Origin of the sequence: Paraburkholderia sp. CHISQ3 (genome assembly GCF_030464945.1) — a bacterium.
Taxonomy (GTDB): Bacteria; Pseudomonadota; Gammaproteobacteria; order Burkholderiales; family Burkholderiaceae; genus Paraburkholderia; species Paraburkholderia megapolitana.
This window is the reverse complement of the sequence record NZ_JALPRG010000001.1, coordinates 659588-676814: the sequence shown is the minus strand read 5'-3', so window position 1 is coordinate 676814 and position 17227 is coordinate 659588. Positions and strand designations below refer to the sequence as shown.

The window sequence follows — 17227 nt, the reverse complement described above, 5'->3', positions numbered from 1 at the left end:
ATTTACTGCGAACCAGGGAGCTAATGTGATTCGCAAATCGTTTCTGATGCTGACGTGCAGTGCGCTGATTCTGTCCGCGTGTGGTTTTCAGCTGCGCGGCCAGCAGGACTATGCGTTCAAGCGCCTGGCCGTCGCCGGCGGAGCGCCAGCCGGTGTCGCGCGCCTCACGCGGATGGTGGAAGGCGGCAGCGACACGGTGGTGGTGAACAACGCAGCCAACGCCGACGCGACGCTGCGGCTGTCGGAAGGACAGGGCACCAGCGTGTTGACGCTGAATTCGCTGGGCGTCGTCGAGGAATACCAGATCAACTACACGCTGAACTACTCGCTCGTCGGCGCGGACGGCACGCTGCTCATTCCACCTAGCGCGATCGCGCTGAACCGTGCGATGACCTATAGCGATCAGTACTCGCAGGCGAAGTCGGCGGAATACGACCTGCTGATCGCCGACATGCGCAACGACGCCGTCGACCAGTTGATGCGCCGTCTCTCGGTCGTGCACACGCTGCATCCTGGCCCTGGCCAGCAGGTGCCGGGCGTCGCACCGCGCGCACCGCTGCCGCCGCCGCCGCTGTGAACGGCATGACGATTTTCACCGGCATCTAGTCATGCAACTGCGACTCGACTCGCTCGACACACACCTCGCGAAAGGGCTCGCGGGCCTCTACGTCGTGTACGGCGATGAGCATCTGATCGCGCAGGAAGCGTGCGACCGCATTCGTGCGGCGGCGCGCGCGGCCGGCTTCACCGATCGCTCGGTGTTCACCGTCGAGCGTGGCTTCGACTGGAGTTCGCTGCTAGGCGCGAGCCAGTCGATGTCGCTGTTCGGCGACCGGCAACTCGTCGAACTGCGGATTCCATCGGGCAAACCAGGCAAGGAAGGCGCGGATGCGCTGAAGACGCTTGCTGCCGCGGTGAATGACGAAGTGCTGACGCTCGTCACGCTGCCACGGCTCGACGCCGCGACGCAGAAAGCCGGCTGGTTCACGGCGCTGTCCGAAGCTGGCGTTGCGTTAAAAATCGATTCGATCGAACGCGCGCAGTTGCCGAACTGGATCGGCCAGCGGCTCGCGCAGCAGGGACAGCGGATGGCAGCCGGGGAAGACGGGCGGCGCGCGCTGCAATTTATCGCTGAGCGTGTGGAGGGCAATCTGCTCGCCGCGCATCAGGAAATCCAGAAGCTCGGGCTGCTCTATCCAGCCGGTGCGTTGAGCTTCGAGCAGGTTCACGATGCCGTGCTGAACGTGGCGCGCTATGACGTGTTCAAGCTGAATGAAGCGATGCTCGCCGGCGACGTTGGGCGGCTTTCGCGCATGCTCGACGGTCTGCGCGGCGAAGGCGAAGCGGCGGTGCTGGTGTTGTGGGCCGTGGTCGAGGAAGTGCGCACGCTGCTGCGCATCAAGCGCGGTGTCGCTGCGGGCAAACCGCTCGCGATGCTGCTGCGCGAGAACCGTGTCTGGGGTCCGCGGGAACGGCTCGTCGGACCGGCGCTGTCGCGCATCACAGAGCCCGCATTGGAAAAAGGCCTCGCGCTTGCCGCTCGGCTCGACCGGCAGGTGAAGGGACTGTCGGGCAACACGCCAGGCCAGCCGCGCGACAATCCGCCGCCCGATCCATGGGACGGCATGTTCGAACTGGCGATGAGTGTTGCCGCGCCGCGCAATGCACCATCGGGCGGTGCGCCGGCGCGTCGCGCGGGTTAGCCGACGCGTCGTAGCACGCCTGCCGCAACCTCCTGCGGCAGTACGAACAAGTCAGCCCGACACTACGGAGCGGCCGCTGACAAACCCGCGCCACAAGACTTACAATCGACACATCTCCTGCTCAACCCCGCAGTACGCCGCGCCGGCCGCAATGTGCAGTTTGCGGTTCGCGTGGGCACCCGAGAATCACGAAGATGGATATCGATCAGTACATGACGGACCTCGGCCGCCGCGCCCGCCACGCATCGCGTGCGATGGCACGGGCGTCGACGGCTGCGAAGAATGCCGCGCTCGACGCGGTCGCACACGCCATCGAGCGCGATGCCGCGCTGCTCAAAACCGCCAACGCACGCGATGTCGCGCGGGCCCGTGAGAAAGGGCTCGACGCTGCGTTCATCGATCGCCTCACGCTGTCCGACAAGGCGCTGAAGACGATGATCGAAGGCTTGCGCCAGGTGGCCGCGTTGCCCGATCCGATCGGCGAAATCACCAACCTCAAATATCGTCCGAGCGGCATCCAGGTCGGCCAGATGCGCGTCCCGCTCGGCGTGATCGGGATCATCTACGAATCGCGTCCGAACGTAACGATCGATGCGGCTGCGCTGTGCCTGAAATCCGGCAACGCGACGATCTTGCGCGGCGGTTCCGAAGCACTCGAATGCAATACGGCGCTCGCGAAGCTGATTGGTGAAGGGCTGGAAGCAGCCGGCCTGCCGCAGGATGCGGTGCAGGTTGTGGAAACGTCGGACCGCGCAGCCGTTGGCGTGCTGATCACGATGACCGAATACGTCGACGTGATCGTGCCGCGTGGCGGCAAGAACCTGATTGCGCGTCTGATGGAAGAAGCTCGCGTGCCGATGATCAAACATCTCGACGGTATCTGCCACGTGTATGTCGACGATCGCGCGGATCTCACGAAGGCGCTGACCGTGTGCGATAACGCGAAGACGCATCGCTACGGCACCTGCAACACGATGGAAACACTGCTGGTCGCGCGCGGCATCGCCAAGGAAATACTGCCGCCGCTCGGCGCGCTGTATCGCGACAAGCAGGTCGAGCTGCGCGTCGATCCGGCAGCGCGCGCGGTACTCGAAGCGGCGAAGGTCGGCCCGCTCGTCGATGCCACCGAAGAAGACTGGCGCACCGAATATCTCGCGCCGGTGCTCGCGATCAAGATCGTCGATGGACTCGATGCGGCGATCAATCACATCAACACGTACAGTTCCGCGCACACCGACGCGATCGTCACCGAAGATCACGACCGCGCGATGCGTTTCTTGCGCGAAGTCGATTCGGCGAGCGTGATGGTCAACGCGTCGACGCGTTTTGCCGACGGCTTCGAGTTCGGTCTCGGCGCGGAGATTGGCATTTCGAACGACAAGCTGCATGCGCGCGGACCGGTCGGACTCGAAGGGCTGACTTCGCTGAAATACGTCGTGCTCGGGCACGGCGAAGGGCGGCAATAGATCGCCTGTAAACTGCGCGCGTATTAAGTTAGCGCGCCATCTGCTTCTCGTACCCGCAGTCAATCATGCCGCAGGCGGCCGCGCTGGTCGCCACAAGGCAACAACATCTCATCGAGGACCGCCGATGCTCTGGGTCAAGACGTTTCACATCGTTCTGGTGGCTGCCTGGTTTGCCGGATTGTTCTACCTGCCGCGCATTTTCGTGAACCTCGCGATGGAGACGGAGCCTGCGGCGATCAAGCGTCTGCTCATCATGGCGCGCAAGCTGTTTCGCTTCATGACGTTTATCGCGGTGCCTGCGTTGCTGTGTGGACTGTGGCTGTGGCTCGTGATCGGCGTCGGACGCGGGCAGGGCTGGATTCACGCGAAGGTCGGCGTCGTCGTGCTGCTCGTGATCTATCACGCGTATTGCGGCAGGTTGCTCGCGACTTTCGAGCGCGGCGAAAACCGTCGCTCCCACAAGTGGTATCGCATGTATAACGAACTGCCTGTGCTTGGGTTGCTAGCAGCCGTTGCGCTGGTGGTGATCAAGCCGTTCTGAGCGGCTTGAGGCGGCCGGCGCTGCCGGCCTCTTGTGTGCAATATGCCGCAACGCCAGCAAGCGTTGCGCGCCTCCGCTTCACTCTTTCAGACCAATACGCCTGCGCGTAATCAGGTCCTTCGCCCCCGCCAGTTTTTCCGTCAACGCCGGCCCGCACTGCAATGCGACGCCGACCGCGAGAATATCGCCGATCGCGAGATGCGACGTTCGCGAAGTCATCGGTGAGAACACGTCGGTGTCTTCATCGACGTTCGCGTGCAACCCGACCGATGCGAGCCGCGCGAGCGGCGAATTGCCGTGCGTGACCGCGATCACTTTTGCGCCGCCGTCGAGCGCCGCTTTCGCCGCGTCGACGATGTCGCGGGTGCGCCCGGTGTTCGAGATTGCGACGACGACGTCGCCAGGACCGAGCAGCGCCGCCGACATCAGATACGTCTGCGGGTCCGAATACGCGACGCTCGGCATGCCGAGCCGGAAGAACTTGTGCTGCATGTCCTGGGCTGCGATGCCGGACCCACCCGCACCGTAGAACTCGATGCGCCGCGCGCCCGCGAGCAGCGCGATCGCATCGGCGAGCGCATCCGACGAAAGATTGTTGCGCACCTGGATCAGCGCACCGATCGTCCGGTCGAGAACCTTCGCGGCTACGCCGGGCACCGGTTCGTCGGGGCGCACGTCGCGGTAGACAGCGGGTACGTCGGCGGCGACGCCTTGCGCGAGGCGGATCTTGAATTCGCGGAAGCCCGAAAATCCGAGCGCGTGACAGAAGCGCGCGATGGTCGGTTGGCTCACGCCGGCACGCTGCGCGACCTCCGTCATCGACAGATCGAGCACCTCGCGCGGCGCTTCGAGCACGTAATCGGCGAGCTTGCGCTCGGACGGCCGCAACTGGTCGCGCATCGCTTCTACCTGGGACAGCATCATCGGAAAACTCGCACTATGCTGAAAGATCCGTGGACTATAGCGGATTCACGGGTTTGTACAAATACTACATAATCGGCGTAGGTGTATTCCCTATATTCTATGAGGAAAACCTGTAAACGCCGTGTGTATTGGGCTCAAGCGACGAGAGAACGCAGCGATCAAGAGCGGAATTGGCGTTGCGGCCGTGTAGTTTTTCTACTAACATTCGAATCAAGATGCCGGGACCACCCGGCCGTGCCTTACCTGTGCATCACGTCCCCGCCAGAAGACGAAGGAGATTCGATGGTTTCCCCGCATTCGCATTTGATGAAGGTCACGCGACGCGTGATCGAGCGCAGCAAGCCCACGCGCGCAGCCTATCTCGCCCGTATCGATGCGGCGCAGGGCAAGTTCCCGGCGCGCGGCGCACTGTCGTGCGCGAACCTCGCACACGGATTCGCGGGCCTCGAAGGCAACGACAAGCTCACGATCAAGGCCATTCGCGCGCCGAACATCGGCATCGTCTCCTCGTATAACGAAATGCTGTCGGCGCACGCGCCGTACAAGGACTATCCCGATCTCATCAAGCAGGCCGCGCGCGAAAACGGCGGTGTCGCGCAGTTCGCAGGCGGCGTACCTGCGATGTGCGATGGCGTGACGCAAGGCAATGCGGGCATGGAACTGTCGCTGTTCTCGCGCGAAGTGATTGCGATGAGCACGGCGATTGCGCTGACCCACAACATGTTCGATGCCGCGCTGTGTCTCGGCATCTGCGACAAGATCGTGCCGGGCCTGCTGATCGGTGCATTGCAGTTCGGCCACCTGCCCACGATCTTCGTACCGGCCGGCCCGATGGCGAGCGGTCTGTCGAACGACGACAAGGCGAAGATCCGCCAGCAGTTCGCGACCGGCAAGGTCGGCCGCGACGCGCTGCTCGAAGCCGAAGCTGCCGCATATCACGGCCACGGCACGTGCACGTTCTACGGCACCGCGAACAGCAACCAGATGTTGATGGAAGTGATGGGCCTGCATCTGCCGGGCTCGGCTTTCGTTCATCCGCATACGCCGCTGCGCGACGCACTCACGGCTGCCGCGGCGCGCCGCGTGCTCGATCTGACTGTCGAACGCGGCCACTACACGCCGATCGGCCACGTGGTCGACGAGAAGGCGATCGTCAACGGCATCGTCGCGTTGCTCGCAACAGGCGGCTCGACCAACCACACGCTGCACCTCGTCGCGATTGCGCGGGCCGCCGGCGTGATGATCGACTGGGACGACTTCGACGAACTGTCGCAGACCGTGCCGCTGCTCGCGAAGATTTACCCGAACGGCAAGGCCGACGTGAATCATTTCCACGCGGCGGGCGGCGTCGCGTTCCTCGTGCGCAACCTGCTCGAAGGCGGCTTGCTGCATGAAGACGTGACGACGGTCGCGGGTCGTGGCCTGTCGCACTACACGCAGGAACCGAAATTGCTCGATGGCCAGTTGACGTGGGTCGACGGCGCACCGAAGAGCGAGGACACGACCGTGCTGCGCGGCATCGAAGATCCGTTCCAGGCGGACGGCGGTTTGCGTCTGATGCAGGGCAAGCTCGGGCGCGGCGTGATCAAGATTTCGGCGGTGGCCGCGGCGCATCGCAAGGTGACTGCGCCCGCGATCGTGTTCGATTCGCAGGAAGCGGTGCAGGAAGCATTCGATAACGGCGAGCTGAAGCGCGACTTCGTCGCGATCGTGCGGTTCCAGGGCGCGCGTGCAAACGGCATGCCGGAACTGCATCGTTTGACGCCGCTGCTCGGTGTGTTGCAGGATCAGGGTTTCCATGTTGCGCTCGTCACGGACGGGCGTATGTCCGGCGCGTCGGGCAAGGTGCCTGCCGTGATCCACGTGTCGCCTGAAGCGCTGCTGCAAGGGCCGCTCGGCAAGGTGCGTACCGGCGACACGATCGTCATCGACGCCGAAGCTGGCGTGCTGGACATCGATATCGATGCAACGGAGTGGGCCGCGCGCCCCGAAGCCGAGCCGGTGCATCAGGCGGGCAACGAAGTCGGCTTCGGCCGGGAACTGTACGGTGTATTTCGCGCGGCGGCGGCGCCGGCGGAACTGGGTGCATCGGTATTCGGCCCGCTGGTCGGCGAGCGCCCCGAGATCCATCACACCCTCGAAGAATTGCAGAAACAAGGAGCATGACCATGACGACAAAAACAGTAAGCGACATCGTGCGCCTCGGCCCGGTCATTCCGGTCCTCGCATTCGATTCGGCGGAACAGGGCGAGAGTGTTTCGCGTGCGCTGCATGCGGGCGGCGTGAAGGTTCTCGAGATCACGCTGCGTACCGAAGCGGGCCTGAAAGCGATCGAACGTGCGAGCGGACTCGCCGACGATATCGTCGTCGGTGTCGGCACGATCACGCGGCCCGAGCAATGCGCACTCGCGAAGAAAGCGGGCGCGCAGTTCGGCGTGTCGCCGGGTCTGACGAAGGAAATGCATCAGGCCGCGCTCGATGCGGGCCTGCCGCTGCTGCCCGGTGTCATGACGCCGACCGACATCATCGCGGCGCTCGAACTCGGCTACGAGATCGTCAAGTTTTTCCCTGCGCAACCGGCGGGCGGCGTGCCGATGCTGCAAGCGTTTCACGGTCCGTTTCCGACGTTGAAGTTCTGCCCGACGGGCGGCATCACCGCAGAATCGGCGCTGAATTTCCTCGCGCTGCCGAACGTGGTGTGTGTCGGTGGCTCGTGGTTGACGCCGAAGTCCGCCGTGGCTGCGCAGAACTGGGCGGAAGTCACGCGCCTCGCACGCGCGGCCAGCGAACTGGCGCCGCCTGTGCGTTGAACGTAGACGTGCGTACGGATCGAAGCTAGCGGGAACGACGCTTGCACACAGAGCCTCGCCGATGCAGCCAACAGGCTGTGTGGCGAGGCTCTGTGCTGTTGTGGCGCCACGCCGTACGCAATTCGATTCAGCAGTTTGGGTAACGGCTGCACTGTGCCGTGCGCTGCACTGCAGCGACGTCAGTCCGCATCCAATGCAATGTTCGCGCGCGATCCACCACAACAAACAGTAGAATTCAGCGACCACGCGGCGGTTTCATCGATACCGCGTCGAGTTGCCACGCAGGATGCTCGCGCGTTGCATCCATATCGATAACGCAGAGGAGGCGCTTCACTCATGGACGCAGTTCACGGCAGCATGCTGCTCGTTTACGCCTTGATCGCCATCGCGGCGCTGATCCTGTTGATCACGCGCTACAAGGTGTATCCCTTCCTCGTCCTGATCATCGTCTCGCTACTGCTCGGGCTTGCGGTCGGCATGCCGATGGGCCAGATCGTCAAGTCGTTCGAAACCGGCAACGGCAATACGCTCGGACACATTGCGATCGTCGTCGGCCTCGGCACGATGCTCGGCAAGATGATGGCCGAATCGGGCGGCGCGGAGCGCGTCGCAACGACGCTGATCGACTGGTTCGGCGAGAAGCATATTCACTGGGCGATGGTGTGCGTCGCGGTGATCGTCGGCTTGCCGGTGTTCTTCGAAGTCGGCTTCGTGCTGTTGATCCCGATCGCGTTCAACGTCGCGAAGCGCACCGGTAAATCGCTGCTGCTGATCGGGCTGCCGATGGTCGCGGGGTTGTCGGTCGTGCACGGACTGATTCCGCCACATCCGGCCGCGATGCTCGCGGTGCAGGCGTATCACGCGGACATCGGCAAGACCATTCTGTATGGGTTGATCGTCGGTATTCCGACGGCGATTGTCGCCGGTCCGTTGTTCGCGCTGCTGATACACCGCTATATCAAGCTGCCGGAGCACAATGCGCTCGCGGCGCAATTCACCGATTCGAGTTCGCAGGATGCTGCGAAGGGCGACGCAATCGGCGATGCAAAGCCGGCCGCAAAGCGCACGCTGCCAAGCTTCGGTATCACGCTCTTCACGATCCTGCTGCCGGTGATCCTGATGCTGATCGGTAGCTGTGCCGATCTTGTTTCGGCACCGAAGACCCTGCCGAACGATCTGCTGAAATTCGTCGGCAACTCCGACGTCGCGCTGCTGATCTCCGTACTCGTGAGCTTCTGGACCTTCGGTGCAAAGCGCGGCTTTAATCGCGAGCAAATCCAGAAATTCTGCGGCGACTGTCTCGCGCCGATCGCGGGGATTACACTGATCGTCGGTGCAGGCGGCGGCTTTGGCCGTGTGCTGATGGACAGCGGTATTTCGAAAGAGATCGTCGAAGTCGCGACGAACGCGCATCTGTCGCCGCTGTTGTTCGGCTGGTTCGTCGCTGCGCTGATCCGCCTCGCAACCGGTTCCGCGACGGTTGCCATGACGACCGCGTGCGGTATCGTCGCGCCGATCGCGTCGGCGGCCGGCGCGCAGGTGAGCCCGGAACTGCTGGTGCTGGCCACCGGTTGCGGCTCGCTGATCTTTTCGCACGTGAACGACGGCGGTTTCTGGCTGGTCAAGGAATACTTCGGCATGACAGTGGGGCAGACCTTCAAGACATGGTCGCTCTGCGAAACCATCATTTCGGTGATGGGACTCGGTTTGACGTTCGCTCTCGCGGCGGTCCTGTAAGGAGCAGTAGATGATCTTGATAGCAATGGGCGTGTCGGGCGCAGGCAAGACGCGCATCGGCGAGATGCTGGCGGAGCGCCTGCACTGCGACTTCACCGATGGCGACGCGTTTCACAGCGCCGCCAACAAGGAGAAGATGCATCACGGCATTCCGCTGACCGACGAAGACCGCTGGCCGTGGCTGCGCACGATCCGCGCAGCGATCGAGGAAAAGCAGCGGGCCAGCGAGACGGCGGTGTTCACGTGTTCGTCGCTGAAGCGCTCGTATCGCGACATCCTGCGCAATGGCGATCGCGACGTAGTTTTCGTGTATTTACATGGCTCGCTGGAAACGCTGCGCGAACGGTTGAAGACGCGCACCGGTCATTTCTTCGATCCGTCGTTGCTGCAAAGCCAGCTCGATACGTTAGAAGAACCGGACGCAGAAGAAGCGATTACGGTGAGCATCGATCTGACGCCGGAGCAGATCGTCGACGACGTGCTCGCGCAACTGAAGACGCGCGACGGAGCGTAGTTGGCGATAGTGCGGCAGGCAGCGCATCGGCCGCACAAAAGAAAAGGCGCTCCCTGAACTGCACCCCAAAGCCTGGATCGATGTCCAACTTTGAGGGCGCAGTTCAGGGAGCGCCTTTTTGATTGCCGGCGGCGTGTGCGTTACGTTACTTGATCCGCTTCGCGAGTTCGATCGCCTTGCCGACATACGATGCCGGCGTCATCGCAAGCAGACGCTCTTTCGCATCGGCAGGAATCTGCAAACTGCCGATGAACGTCTGCAACCCTTCGCGCGTAATGCCCTTGCCGCGCGTCAATTCCTTCAACTGCTCGTACGGATTCTCGATACCGTAGCGGCGCATTACCGTCTGCACCGGCTCCGCAAGCACTTCCCAGCAGTTGTCGAGATCGTCGTTCAGACGCTGCGGATTGACTTCAAGCTTGTCGAGACCGCGGATCAACGCGTCGTAGGCAAGCAGCGAGTAACCGAACGCGACACCGATATTGCGCAGCACCGTCGAGTCGGTCAGGTCGCGCTGCCAGCGCGACACCGGCAGCTTGTCGGCGAGGTGCCGCAGTGTTGCGTTCGCGAGGCCGAGATTGCCTTCCGAGTTTTCGAAGTCGATCGGATTGACCTTGTGCGGCATCGTCGACGAACCGATTTCACCGGCCTTCGTTTTCTGCTTGAAATAGCCGACCGAGATGTAGCCCCACACGTCGCGGTCGAGATCGAGCAGGATCGTGTTCGCGCGCGCAACCGCGTCGAACAGTTCGGCCATGTAGTCGTGCGGTTCGATCTGGATCGTGTACGGATTGAATTTCAGCTTCAGGCGCTGCTCGACCACATCGCGCGAAAACGCTTCCCAGTCGAACTCCGGATACGCGGACAGATGCGCATTGAAGTTGCCGACCGCGCCGTTCATCTTGCCGAGTAGTTCAACCTTGGCGATGCGTTCGATGGCACGTTCGAGCCGCGCGGCGACGTTAGCGATTTCCTTGCCGAGCGTCGTCGGGCTGGCCGGCTGACCATGCGTGCGCGACAGCATCGGCTGTTCGGCGTGCAGGTGCGCGAGCTTGACGAGGCGTTCGTACACCGAGCGCAGTGCAGGCAGCATGACGTGTTCGCGCGCACCGGCAAGCATCAGGCCGTGCGACGTGTTGTTGATGTCTTCCGACGTGCACGCGAAGTGGATGAACTCACTTGCGCGTTCCAGCTCGGGCTGCCCCTTCACCGATTCCTTCAGCCAGTACTCGACCGCTTTCACGTCGTGATTCGTCACGCGCTCGATGTCCTTGATGCGCGCGGCGTCGTGTGCGGTGAAGCGCTCGACGAGTTGCAGCAGGAACTGCTCGGACGCATCGGAGAAGCGCGGCACTTCGGCGAGGCCGGCGCGCGACAGCGCGATCAGCCAGTGGATTTCGACGGTCACGCGATGGCGCATGAACGCAGCCTCCGAGAGCCACTCGCGCAGGGCTTCGGTTTTCGACGCATAGCGGCCGTCGAGCGGGGACAGCGCGGTAAGCGCGAACAGGGTGTCGGGGCGGGTGTCGGACATGATGGGGCGGACCGGAGGGTGAAGATCGGAAGAACCGCGAATTTTACCACTGTGCGGGCTGCGGCCCTGCGAGGCCCTGCTTTGTACCTGCGCGGCGCCGCCCGAATTGCGCCGCGCCGCTAGAATGCCGCTACTTACTGCCCGCCGCCCAAGGTCCCATGGAACTGAAATGGCTTGAAGACTTCGTTTCGCTTGCGGAAACCCACAGTTTCAGCCGCTCGGCGGAACTGCGCCATGTCACGCAGCCGGCGTTCTCGCGCCGCATCCAGGCGCTCGAAGCGTGGCTCAGCACGGAACTGATCGATCGTTCGGTCTATCCGACGCGGCTCACGGGGGCCGGGCAGGTCTTCTACGAGCAGGCACTGGCGATGCTCTCGCAGTTCCACGAAGCGCGCACGCTGCTGCGCGGGCATACCGGAACGCCCGCGGCGACCATCGAGTTCGCCGTGCCGCACACGCTTTCGCTCACCTACTTTCCGGGCTGGCTGCAGCGCATCGAATCGCGCCTTGGCCCGGTTCACACGCGGCTGCGCGCGCTGAACGTGCACGACGCGGTGCTCTCGCTGGTGGAAGGAGGTTGCGACCTCGTGATGGGTTATCACCACCCGAGCCACCCGGTTGCTCTCGACCCTGCGCGCTACGACATGCTGACCATCGGCATCGAGACGATCAGTCCGTTTTCGGCGGCTTCACGCGCGGGGCGGCCCCGCTACACGCTACCAGGTACGCCGGACGCCCCCGCACCGTATCTGTCGTACACGGCGAATGCGTACCTCGGAAGGATGACCGAGGTAATCATCGCCAACGCGCCGGCGCGGCTCTATCTCGACCGCGTGTATGAAACCGATATGGCCGAAGGGTTAAAGGCCATGGCGCTGGCCGGGCACGGCATCGCCTTCCTGCCGCACAGCGCGGTCGAGGACGCGACCGCCGACGGGCGTCTCGTCCGGCTCGATCGCGCGACGCGCGGCGTCGCTGAAGGCCAGTTCACACTGACGATGGAAATCCGCCTGTATCGCGACAAGATGGCGGTGCAGGGCGACGATCCGCGCCATGTGCTCATCCGCAAGCTGTGGGATATCGTGAGGGCGGAACTGACGGAGCGTACTGGCTGAGTGCGATTGCGGCCATACCGTTTCGCGACCGCCTTTTTCGATTTTTTCGACGTTATGCGTGAAAAGCATAACGGGATGAACAAACGGCATTGGATTTCACGACGGCGTTTTTCGACAATGTGCGCACCCGATCGACGCTGGAGCGTTCATGTCATCACAACCGCAGTCCGCATCATCTTTGCAGTCCGTCCCGTCCTACCTCAATAGCGACAATCTCGGCCCGTGGGGTAACTATCTGCGGCAGGTCGACCGCGTCGCGCCGTACCTCGGTCCGCTGTCGCGCTGGCTCGAAACGCTGAAGCGTCCGAAGCGGATCCTGATCGTCGACGTCCCCATCGAACTCGATAACGGCACTGTTGCGCACTTCGAAGGCTACCGCGTGCAGCACAACGTGTCGCGCGGTCCCGGCAAGGGCGGCGTGCGTTATCACCAGGACGTCACGCTGTCGGAAGTGATGGCGCTGTCGGCCTGGATGTCGGTGAAGAATGCGGCCGTGAACGTGCCGTACGGCGGCGCGAAGGGCGGTATCCGCGTCGATCCGCGCACGCTGTCGCGCGGCGAACTCGAGCGTATGACGCGTCGCTACACCAGCGAAATCGGCATCATCATCGGACCGAACACCGACATTCCTGCGCCGGACGTGAACACGAACGAGCAGATCATGGCGTGGATGATGGACACCTACTCGATGAACCAGGGCCAGACGGCCACGGGCGTCGTGACGGGCAAGCCGATCACGCTCGGTGGTTCGCTGGGTCGTCGCGAAGCGACGGGTCGTGGCGTGTTCGTCGTCGGCTGTGAAGCGGCGCGCCGCATCGGCTTCGACATCGAAGGCGCACGCATTGCGGTGCAGGGCTTCGGCAACGTCGGCGGGATCGCCGCACGCCTGTTCCAGGAAGCCGGTTCGAAGATCGTCGCGGTGCAGGATCATACGGGTTCGCTGTACAAATCGACGGGGCTGGATTCGGCTGCGCTGCTCGAACACGTGGCGAAGACCGGTGGCGTAGGCGGTTTTGCCGGTGCCGATCCGATCGCAAACGACGAATTCTGGACCATCGAAACGGACATCCTGATTCCGGCCGCGCTCGAAAACCAGATCACCGAAAAGAACGCGCACAAGATCCGCACGAAGATCATCGTGGAAGGCGCCAACGGCCCGACCACGACCGCCGCCGACGACATCCTGCACGACAAGGGCGTCCTCGTCATTCCGGACGTGGTGGCCAATGCGGGTGGCGTGACGGTGTCGTACTTCGAGTGGGTGCAGGATTTCTCGAGCTTCTTCTGGACCGAGGACGAGATCAACCAGCGCCTCGAACGCGTGATGCGTGAAGCGTTTGCAGCGGTGTGGCAGGTATCGAGCGAACAGAAGGTGTCGGTGCGCACGGCGGCGTTTATCGTCGCGTGTAAGCGCATCCTGCAGGCGCGCGAAATGCGCGGACTGTACCCCTGATCGACCTGCATCCAGGCTGATTTCCGGCTTGGTTCTCTAGGTTCAGACGCGGTCGACAAGACCGCGCGCAGTACCGGCGGGCGGCATCCATGCGATGCCGCCCGCTTTTTTATGCCTGCGCATTACCAAAGCACTACGGCACGCTGTCAAAACCGACATGGTTTACAACAATTACTTTCATATTGGTTACTTTGCTAAACTGACGCGGTTATGCCAAGGAGATCACACATGAAGGTTAAAAAAGCTGCGCTGCTGCTCGCCACCCTGGGGCTGTTTACGGTGGGTGCACACGCACAGGAAGCCGGAACGCTGAAGAAAATCAAGGATACGGGGGTCATTTCGCTGGGCCACCGCGAATCGTCGATTCCGTTCTCGTATTACGACGACAAGCAGAACGTCATCGGTTACTCGTATGAGTTCCAGATGAAGGTTGTCGAAGCAGTGAAGCAGAAGCTTAATCTGCCCAACTTGAAGGTCAAGTTCACGCCGGTCACGTCGCAGAACCGGATTCCGCTGGTCCAGAACGGTACGGTCGACATCGAATGCGGCTCGACGACGAACAATCTCGAGCGCCAGCAACAGGCAGCATTCTCGAACACGATTTTCGTGATCGGTACGCGCCTGATGACGCGCAAAGATTCGGGCATCAAGGACTTCGCCGATCTGAAGGGCAAGACCGTCGTCACGACGGCGGGCACCACGTCCGAGCGGCTGCTGCGCAAGATGAACCAGGACAAGAGCCTGGGCATGAACATCATCAGCGCGAAGGACCATGGCGAATCGTTCCAGACGCTCGAAACGGGCCGTGCCGCTGCATTCATGATGGACGATGCACTGCTCGCAGGCGAACGCGCCAAGTCGAAGACGCCGAACGACTTCGTGATTGTCGGTACGCCGCAATCGCATGAAGCGTACGGCTGCATGATGCGCAAGAACGATCCTGAGTTCAAGAAGGTGGTCGACGACGCAATCGCGAAGGTCGAAACCTCGGGTGAAGCGGACCAGATCTACAAGAAGTGGTTCGAAACGCCGATTCCGCCGAAGGGTCTCAACCTGAACTTCCCGGAAAGCGACGACATGAAGGCGCTCTTCAAGAGCCCGAACGACAAGGTAATCGATTAAACCTTGGCAGTCAGTTCAGTACGCTGAACGAAACGGAAGAGGCAACGCGCTTCTTCCGTTTCTTTTTGTTGTGGAGTCTTCGTTATGTCATATCACTGGAACTGGGACATTCTGCTAAGTCCGGTTTCCACCGGCGAGCCGACTACCTACCTCGGCTGGTTGATCTCCGGCTTCTGGGTGACGATCACGGTGTCGCTGGCGGCATGGGTGATCGCGTTGATTGTCGGGTCGTTGTTCGGGGTGCTGCGCACCGTGCCGAACAAGTGGCTGTCCGGCATCGGCACCGTCTACGTCGGGATCTTCCGGAACATTCCGCTGATCGTGCAGTTCTTCATCTGGTATCTCGTCATACCGGAATTGCTGCCTGCTTCGATCGGTACCTGGTTCAAGCAACTGCCGCCCAATGCGCAGTTCTTTTCATCGGCGATCGTCTGCCTCGGTCTCTTTACCGCTGCGCGCGTGTGCGAACAGGTGCGCTCGGGGATCAATGCACTGCCGCGAGGCCAGCGTGCCGCGGGCCTCGCGATGGGCCTCACGCAATGGCAGACCTATCGCTACGTGTTGCTGCCGGTTGCGTACCGGATCATCGTGCCGCCGCTCACGTCGGAGTTCCTGAACATCTTCAAGAACTCGGCGGTTGCGTCGACGATCGGGTTGCTCGATCTGTCCGCGCAGGCTCGCCAGCTGGTCGACTACACCGCGCAGACGTACGAGTCGTTCATTGCGGTCACGGTCGCATACGTGATCATCAATCTCGTCGTGATGCAGCTCATGCGCTGGGTCGAACGCAAGAGCCGTCTGCCCGGCTATATCGGAGGTAAGTGATGCATCATTTCGACTGGAGTGGTATTCCGGGCGCCTTGCCGACGCTGTGGACCGGAGCGATCGTCACGATCCAGATCACCTTGCTCGCCATCGTGATCGGTATCGTTTGGGGCACGGTGCTCGCCATCATGCGGCTGTCGTCGTTCAAGCCATTCGAATGGTTCGCGAAGGGCTACGTCACGGTGTTTCGTTCGATCCCGCTCGTGATGGTCCTGCTGTGGTTCTTCCTGATCGTGCCGCAGGTGCTGCAGAACGTACTCGGTCTTTCGCCGGACATCGACATTCGCCTCGCGTCTGCGATGGTGGCGTTTTCGCTGTTCGAAGCGGCGTATTACTCGGAAATTATTCGCGCGGGAATTCAGGCAGTGCCGCGCGGCCAGGTCAATGCGTCGTTCGCGCTCGGCATGAGCTACAGCCAGGCCATGCGCCTCGTGGTGCTGCCGCAGGCATTCCGCGCGATGGTTCCGCTGCTGCTTACACAAGCCATCGTGCTGTTCCAGGATACGTCGCTCGTCTACGTGATCAGTCTCGCCGACTTCTTCCGTACCGCTACGAATATTGGCGACCGTGACGGTGTGAATGTTGAAATGGTACTGTTCGCGGGCGCGTGTTATTTCGTGGTTTGCGTGATTGCGTCGAGCCTTGTCAAAGGTCTTCAGAAAAAGGTCGCACGATGATTTCTATCAAGAACGTCTCGAAGTGGTACGGTCAATTCCAGGTGCTGACCGACTGCACGACGGAAGTCAAAAAGGGTGAAGTGGTGGTGGTTTGCGGGCCTTCGGGATCGGGTAAATCGACGCTCATCAAAACGGTGAACGGGCTTGAGCCGTTTCAGTCAGGCGAGATCCTGATCGACGGACAATCGGTCGGCGACAAGAAGACGAACCTGTCGAAGCTGCGCGCAAAAGTCGGCATGGTGTTCCAGCATTTCGAACTGTTTCCGCATCTGTCGATTACCGAGAATCTGACGTTGGCGCAGATCAAGGTGCTTGGGCGCTCGAAGGATGAAGCGGCGGCGAAGGGACTCAAGCTGCTCGATCGCGTCGGTCTGCGTGCGCATGCGGACAAGTTTCCGGGGCAACTGTCGGGCGGTCAGCAGCAGCGCGTGGCGATTGCACGGGCGCTGTCGATGGATCCGATCGCGATGCTGTTCGACGAACCGACCTCGGCACTCGATCCGGAAATGATCAACGAAGTGCTCGACGTGATGGTCGAACTCGCGCAGGAAGGCATGACGATGATGTGCGTGACGCACGAAATGGGCTTTGCCCGGAAGGTCGCGCACCGCGTGATCTTCATGGACCAGGGGTTCATCGTCGAGGACGATCGCAAGGAGGAGTTCTTTGCGAATCCGAAGTCGGATCGGGCGAAGGAATTTCTGGCGAAGATTCTGCATTGAGTGTGGTGTCGCGTCGAACGGCGCGATAACGTGCAAGGCCATAAAAAAAGCCGCTTCTCTTGGGAAGCGGCTTTTTTGTCGTCG

At 62.0% G+C, this 17227-nt stretch carries 16 protein-coding genes; 14 read left to right on the top strand and 2 right to left on the bottom strand.

The window, feature by feature from the left end:
• The first annotated feature begins 25 nt into the window (after positions 1-25).
• From lptE to M0D65_RS02990, 4 genes are all read left to right on the top strand, one after another.
• Positions 26-577: an LPS assembly lipoprotein LptE gene (lptE, locus tag M0D65_RS03005; RefSeq protein ID WP_266251008.1), complete on the top strand. Its 552-nt coding sequence runs from the start codon at positions 26-28 to the stop codon at positions 575-577.
• Between the two features lie 31 nt (positions 578-608).
• On the top strand, positions 609-1703 hold the full coding sequence (holA, locus tag M0D65_RS03000; protein ID WP_266251007.1) for a DNA polymerase III subunit delta: 1095 nt from the start codon (positions 609-611) through the stop codon (positions 1701-1703).
• 194 nt (positions 1704-1897) lie between these two features.
• A complete protein-coding gene (locus tag M0D65_RS02995) occupies positions 1898-3169 on the top strand; it encodes a glutamate-5-semialdehyde dehydrogenase (protein WP_266251005.1) in 1272 nt (423 codons plus the stop codon).
• Between the two features lie 124 nt (positions 3170-3293).
• Positions 3294-3710 (top strand): CopD family protein, encoded by a 417-nt coding sequence (locus M0D65_RS02990; RefSeq protein WP_266251004.1) that lies wholly within the window; start codon positions 3294-3296, stop codon positions 3708-3710.
• A 78-nt stretch (positions 3711-3788) separates the two neighbouring features.
• Here the strand turns inward: M0D65_RS02990 and M0D65_RS02985 are convergent, their stop codons facing one another.
• Entirely contained in the window at positions 3789-4634 is an 846-nt protein-coding gene (locus tag M0D65_RS02985; protein WP_266251002.1) for a MurR/RpiR family transcriptional regulator, read from the bottom strand.
• A 282-nt stretch (positions 4635-4916) separates the two neighbouring features.
• On the opposite strand from M0D65_RS02985, the gene edd reads away from it, so the two are divergent.
• From edd to M0D65_RS02965, 4 genes are all read left to right on the top strand, one after another.
• Entirely contained in the window at positions 4917-6800 is a 1884-nt protein-coding gene (gene edd / locus M0D65_RS02980; protein WP_091009880.1) for a phosphogluconate dehydratase, read from the top strand.
• Between the two features lie 2 nt (positions 6801-6802).
• Complete coding sequence (eda, locus tag M0D65_RS02975; RefSeq protein WP_091009882.1) at positions 6803-7444, top strand: bifunctional 4-hydroxy-2-oxoglutarate aldolase/2-dehydro-3-deoxy-phosphogluconate aldolase; 642 nt, start codon at positions 6803-6805, stop codon at positions 7442-7444.
• Positions 7445-7780: 336 nt separating this feature from the next.
• Entirely contained in the window at positions 7781-9181 is a 1401-nt protein-coding gene (locus M0D65_RS02970; protein WP_266250999.1) for a GntP family permease, read from the top strand.
• A 10-nt stretch (positions 9182-9191) separates the two neighbouring features.
• On the top strand, positions 9192-9695 hold the full coding sequence (locus M0D65_RS02965; protein ID WP_266250997.1) for a gluconokinase: 504 nt from the start codon (positions 9192-9194) through the stop codon (positions 9693-9695).
• 145 nt (positions 9696-9840) lie between these two features.
• On the opposite strand, the gene purB is transcribed toward M0D65_RS02965, so the two are convergent.
• Entirely contained in the window at positions 9841-11229 is a 1389-nt protein-coding gene (gene purB / locus M0D65_RS02960) for an adenylosuccinate lyase (RefSeq protein WP_266250995.1), read from the bottom strand.
• A gap of 158 nt (positions 11230-11387) precedes the next feature.
• On the opposite strand from purB, the gene M0D65_RS02955 reads away from it, so the two are divergent.
• From M0D65_RS02955 to M0D65_RS02930, 6 genes are all read left to right on the top strand, one after another.
• Complete coding sequence (locus M0D65_RS02955) at positions 11388-12344, top strand: LysR family transcriptional regulator (protein WP_266250994.1); 957 nt, start codon at positions 11388-11390, stop codon at positions 12342-12344.
• Positions 12345-12492: 148 nt separating this feature from the next.
• The gene (locus M0D65_RS02950) at positions 12493-13797 is read left to right on the top strand and encodes a Glu/Leu/Phe/Val dehydrogenase (protein ID WP_091009895.1); all 1305 of its coding nucleotides are present in this window, start codon (positions 12493-12495) and stop codon (positions 13795-13797) included.
• 228 nt (positions 13798-14025) lie between these two features.
• Positions 14026-14919 (top strand): glutamate/aspartate ABC transporter substrate-binding protein, encoded by an 894-nt coding sequence (locus M0D65_RS02945; protein WP_266250992.1) that lies wholly within the window; start codon positions 14026-14028, stop codon positions 14917-14919.
• Between the two features lie 84 nt (positions 14920-15003).
• Positions 15004-15744 (top strand): amino acid ABC transporter permease, encoded by a 741-nt coding sequence (locus tag M0D65_RS02940; protein ID WP_266250990.1) that lies wholly within the window; start codon positions 15004-15006, stop codon positions 15742-15744.
• Positions 15744-16421 carry a glutamate/aspartate ABC transporter permease GltK gene (gene gltK, locus M0D65_RS02935; RefSeq protein WP_091009901.1) on the top strand — a complete coding sequence of 226 codons (678 nt, stop codon included), beginning with the start codon at positions 15744-15746 and terminating at the stop codon, positions 16419-16421. The genes M0D65_RS02940 and gltK overlap by 1 nt, the downstream gene beginning before the upstream one ends.
• Positions 16418-17143: an amino acid ABC transporter ATP-binding protein gene (locus M0D65_RS02930; RefSeq protein WP_091009904.1), complete on the top strand. Its 726-nt coding sequence runs from the start codon at positions 16418-16420 to the stop codon at positions 17141-17143. The genes gltK and M0D65_RS02930 overlap by 4 nt, the downstream gene beginning before the upstream one ends.
• The last annotated feature ends 84 nt before the right edge of the window (positions 17144-17227 follow it).

Coding starts and splice junctions, on each gene's coding strand:
- M0D65_RS02945 (WP_266250992.1), top strand. CDS start 14,026: ATGAAGGTTAAAAAAGCTGCGCTGCTGCTCGCCACCCTGGGGCTGTTT.
- M0D65_RS02965 (WP_266250997.1), top strand. CDS start 9,192: ATGATCTTGATAGCAATGGGCGTGTCGGGCGCAGGCAAGACGCGCATC.
- M0D65_RS02970 (WP_266250999.1), top strand. CDS start 7,781: ATGGACGCAGTTCACGGCAGCATGCTGCTCGTTTACGCCTTGATCGCC.
- eda (WP_091009882.1), top strand. CDS start 6,803: ATGACGACAAAAACAGTAAGCGACATCGTGCGCCTCGGCCCGGTCATT.
- M0D65_RS02990 (WP_266251004.1), top strand. CDS start 3,294: ATGCTCTGGGTCAAGACGTTTCACATCGTTCTGGTGGCTGCCTGGTTT.
- edd (WP_091009880.1), top strand. CDS start 4,917: ATGGTTTCCCCGCATTCGCATTTGATGAAGGTCACGCGACGCGTGATC.
- M0D65_RS02995 (WP_266251005.1), top strand. CDS start 1,898: ATGGATATCGATCAGTACATGACGGACCTCGGCCGCCGCGCCCGCCAC.
- M0D65_RS02955 (WP_266250994.1), top strand. CDS start 11,388: ATGGAACTGAAATGGCTTGAAGACTTCGTTTCGCTTGCGGAAACCCAC.
- purB (WP_266250995.1), bottom strand. CDS start 11,229: ATGTCCGACACCCGCCCCGACACCCTGTTCGCGCTTACCGCGCTGTCC.
- M0D65_RS02985 (WP_266251002.1), bottom strand. CDS start 4,634: ATGATGCTGTCCCAGGTAGAAGCGATGCGCGACCAGTTGCGGCCGTCC.
- gltK (WP_091009901.1), top strand. CDS start 15,744: ATGCATCATTTCGACTGGAGTGGTATTCCGGGCGCCTTGCCGACGCTG.
- M0D65_RS02940 (WP_266250990.1), top strand. CDS start 15,004: ATGTCATATCACTGGAACTGGGACATTCTGCTAAGTCCGGTTTCCACC.
- holA (WP_266251007.1), top strand. CDS start 609: ATGCAACTGCGACTCGACTCGCTCGACACACACCTCGCGAAAGGGCTC.
- M0D65_RS02950 (WP_091009895.1), top strand. CDS start 12,493: ATGTCATCACAACCGCAGTCCGCATCATCTTTGCAGTCCGTCCCGTCC.
- M0D65_RS02930 (WP_091009904.1), top strand. CDS start 16,418: ATGATTTCTATCAAGAACGTCTCGAAGTGGTACGGTCAATTCCAGGTG.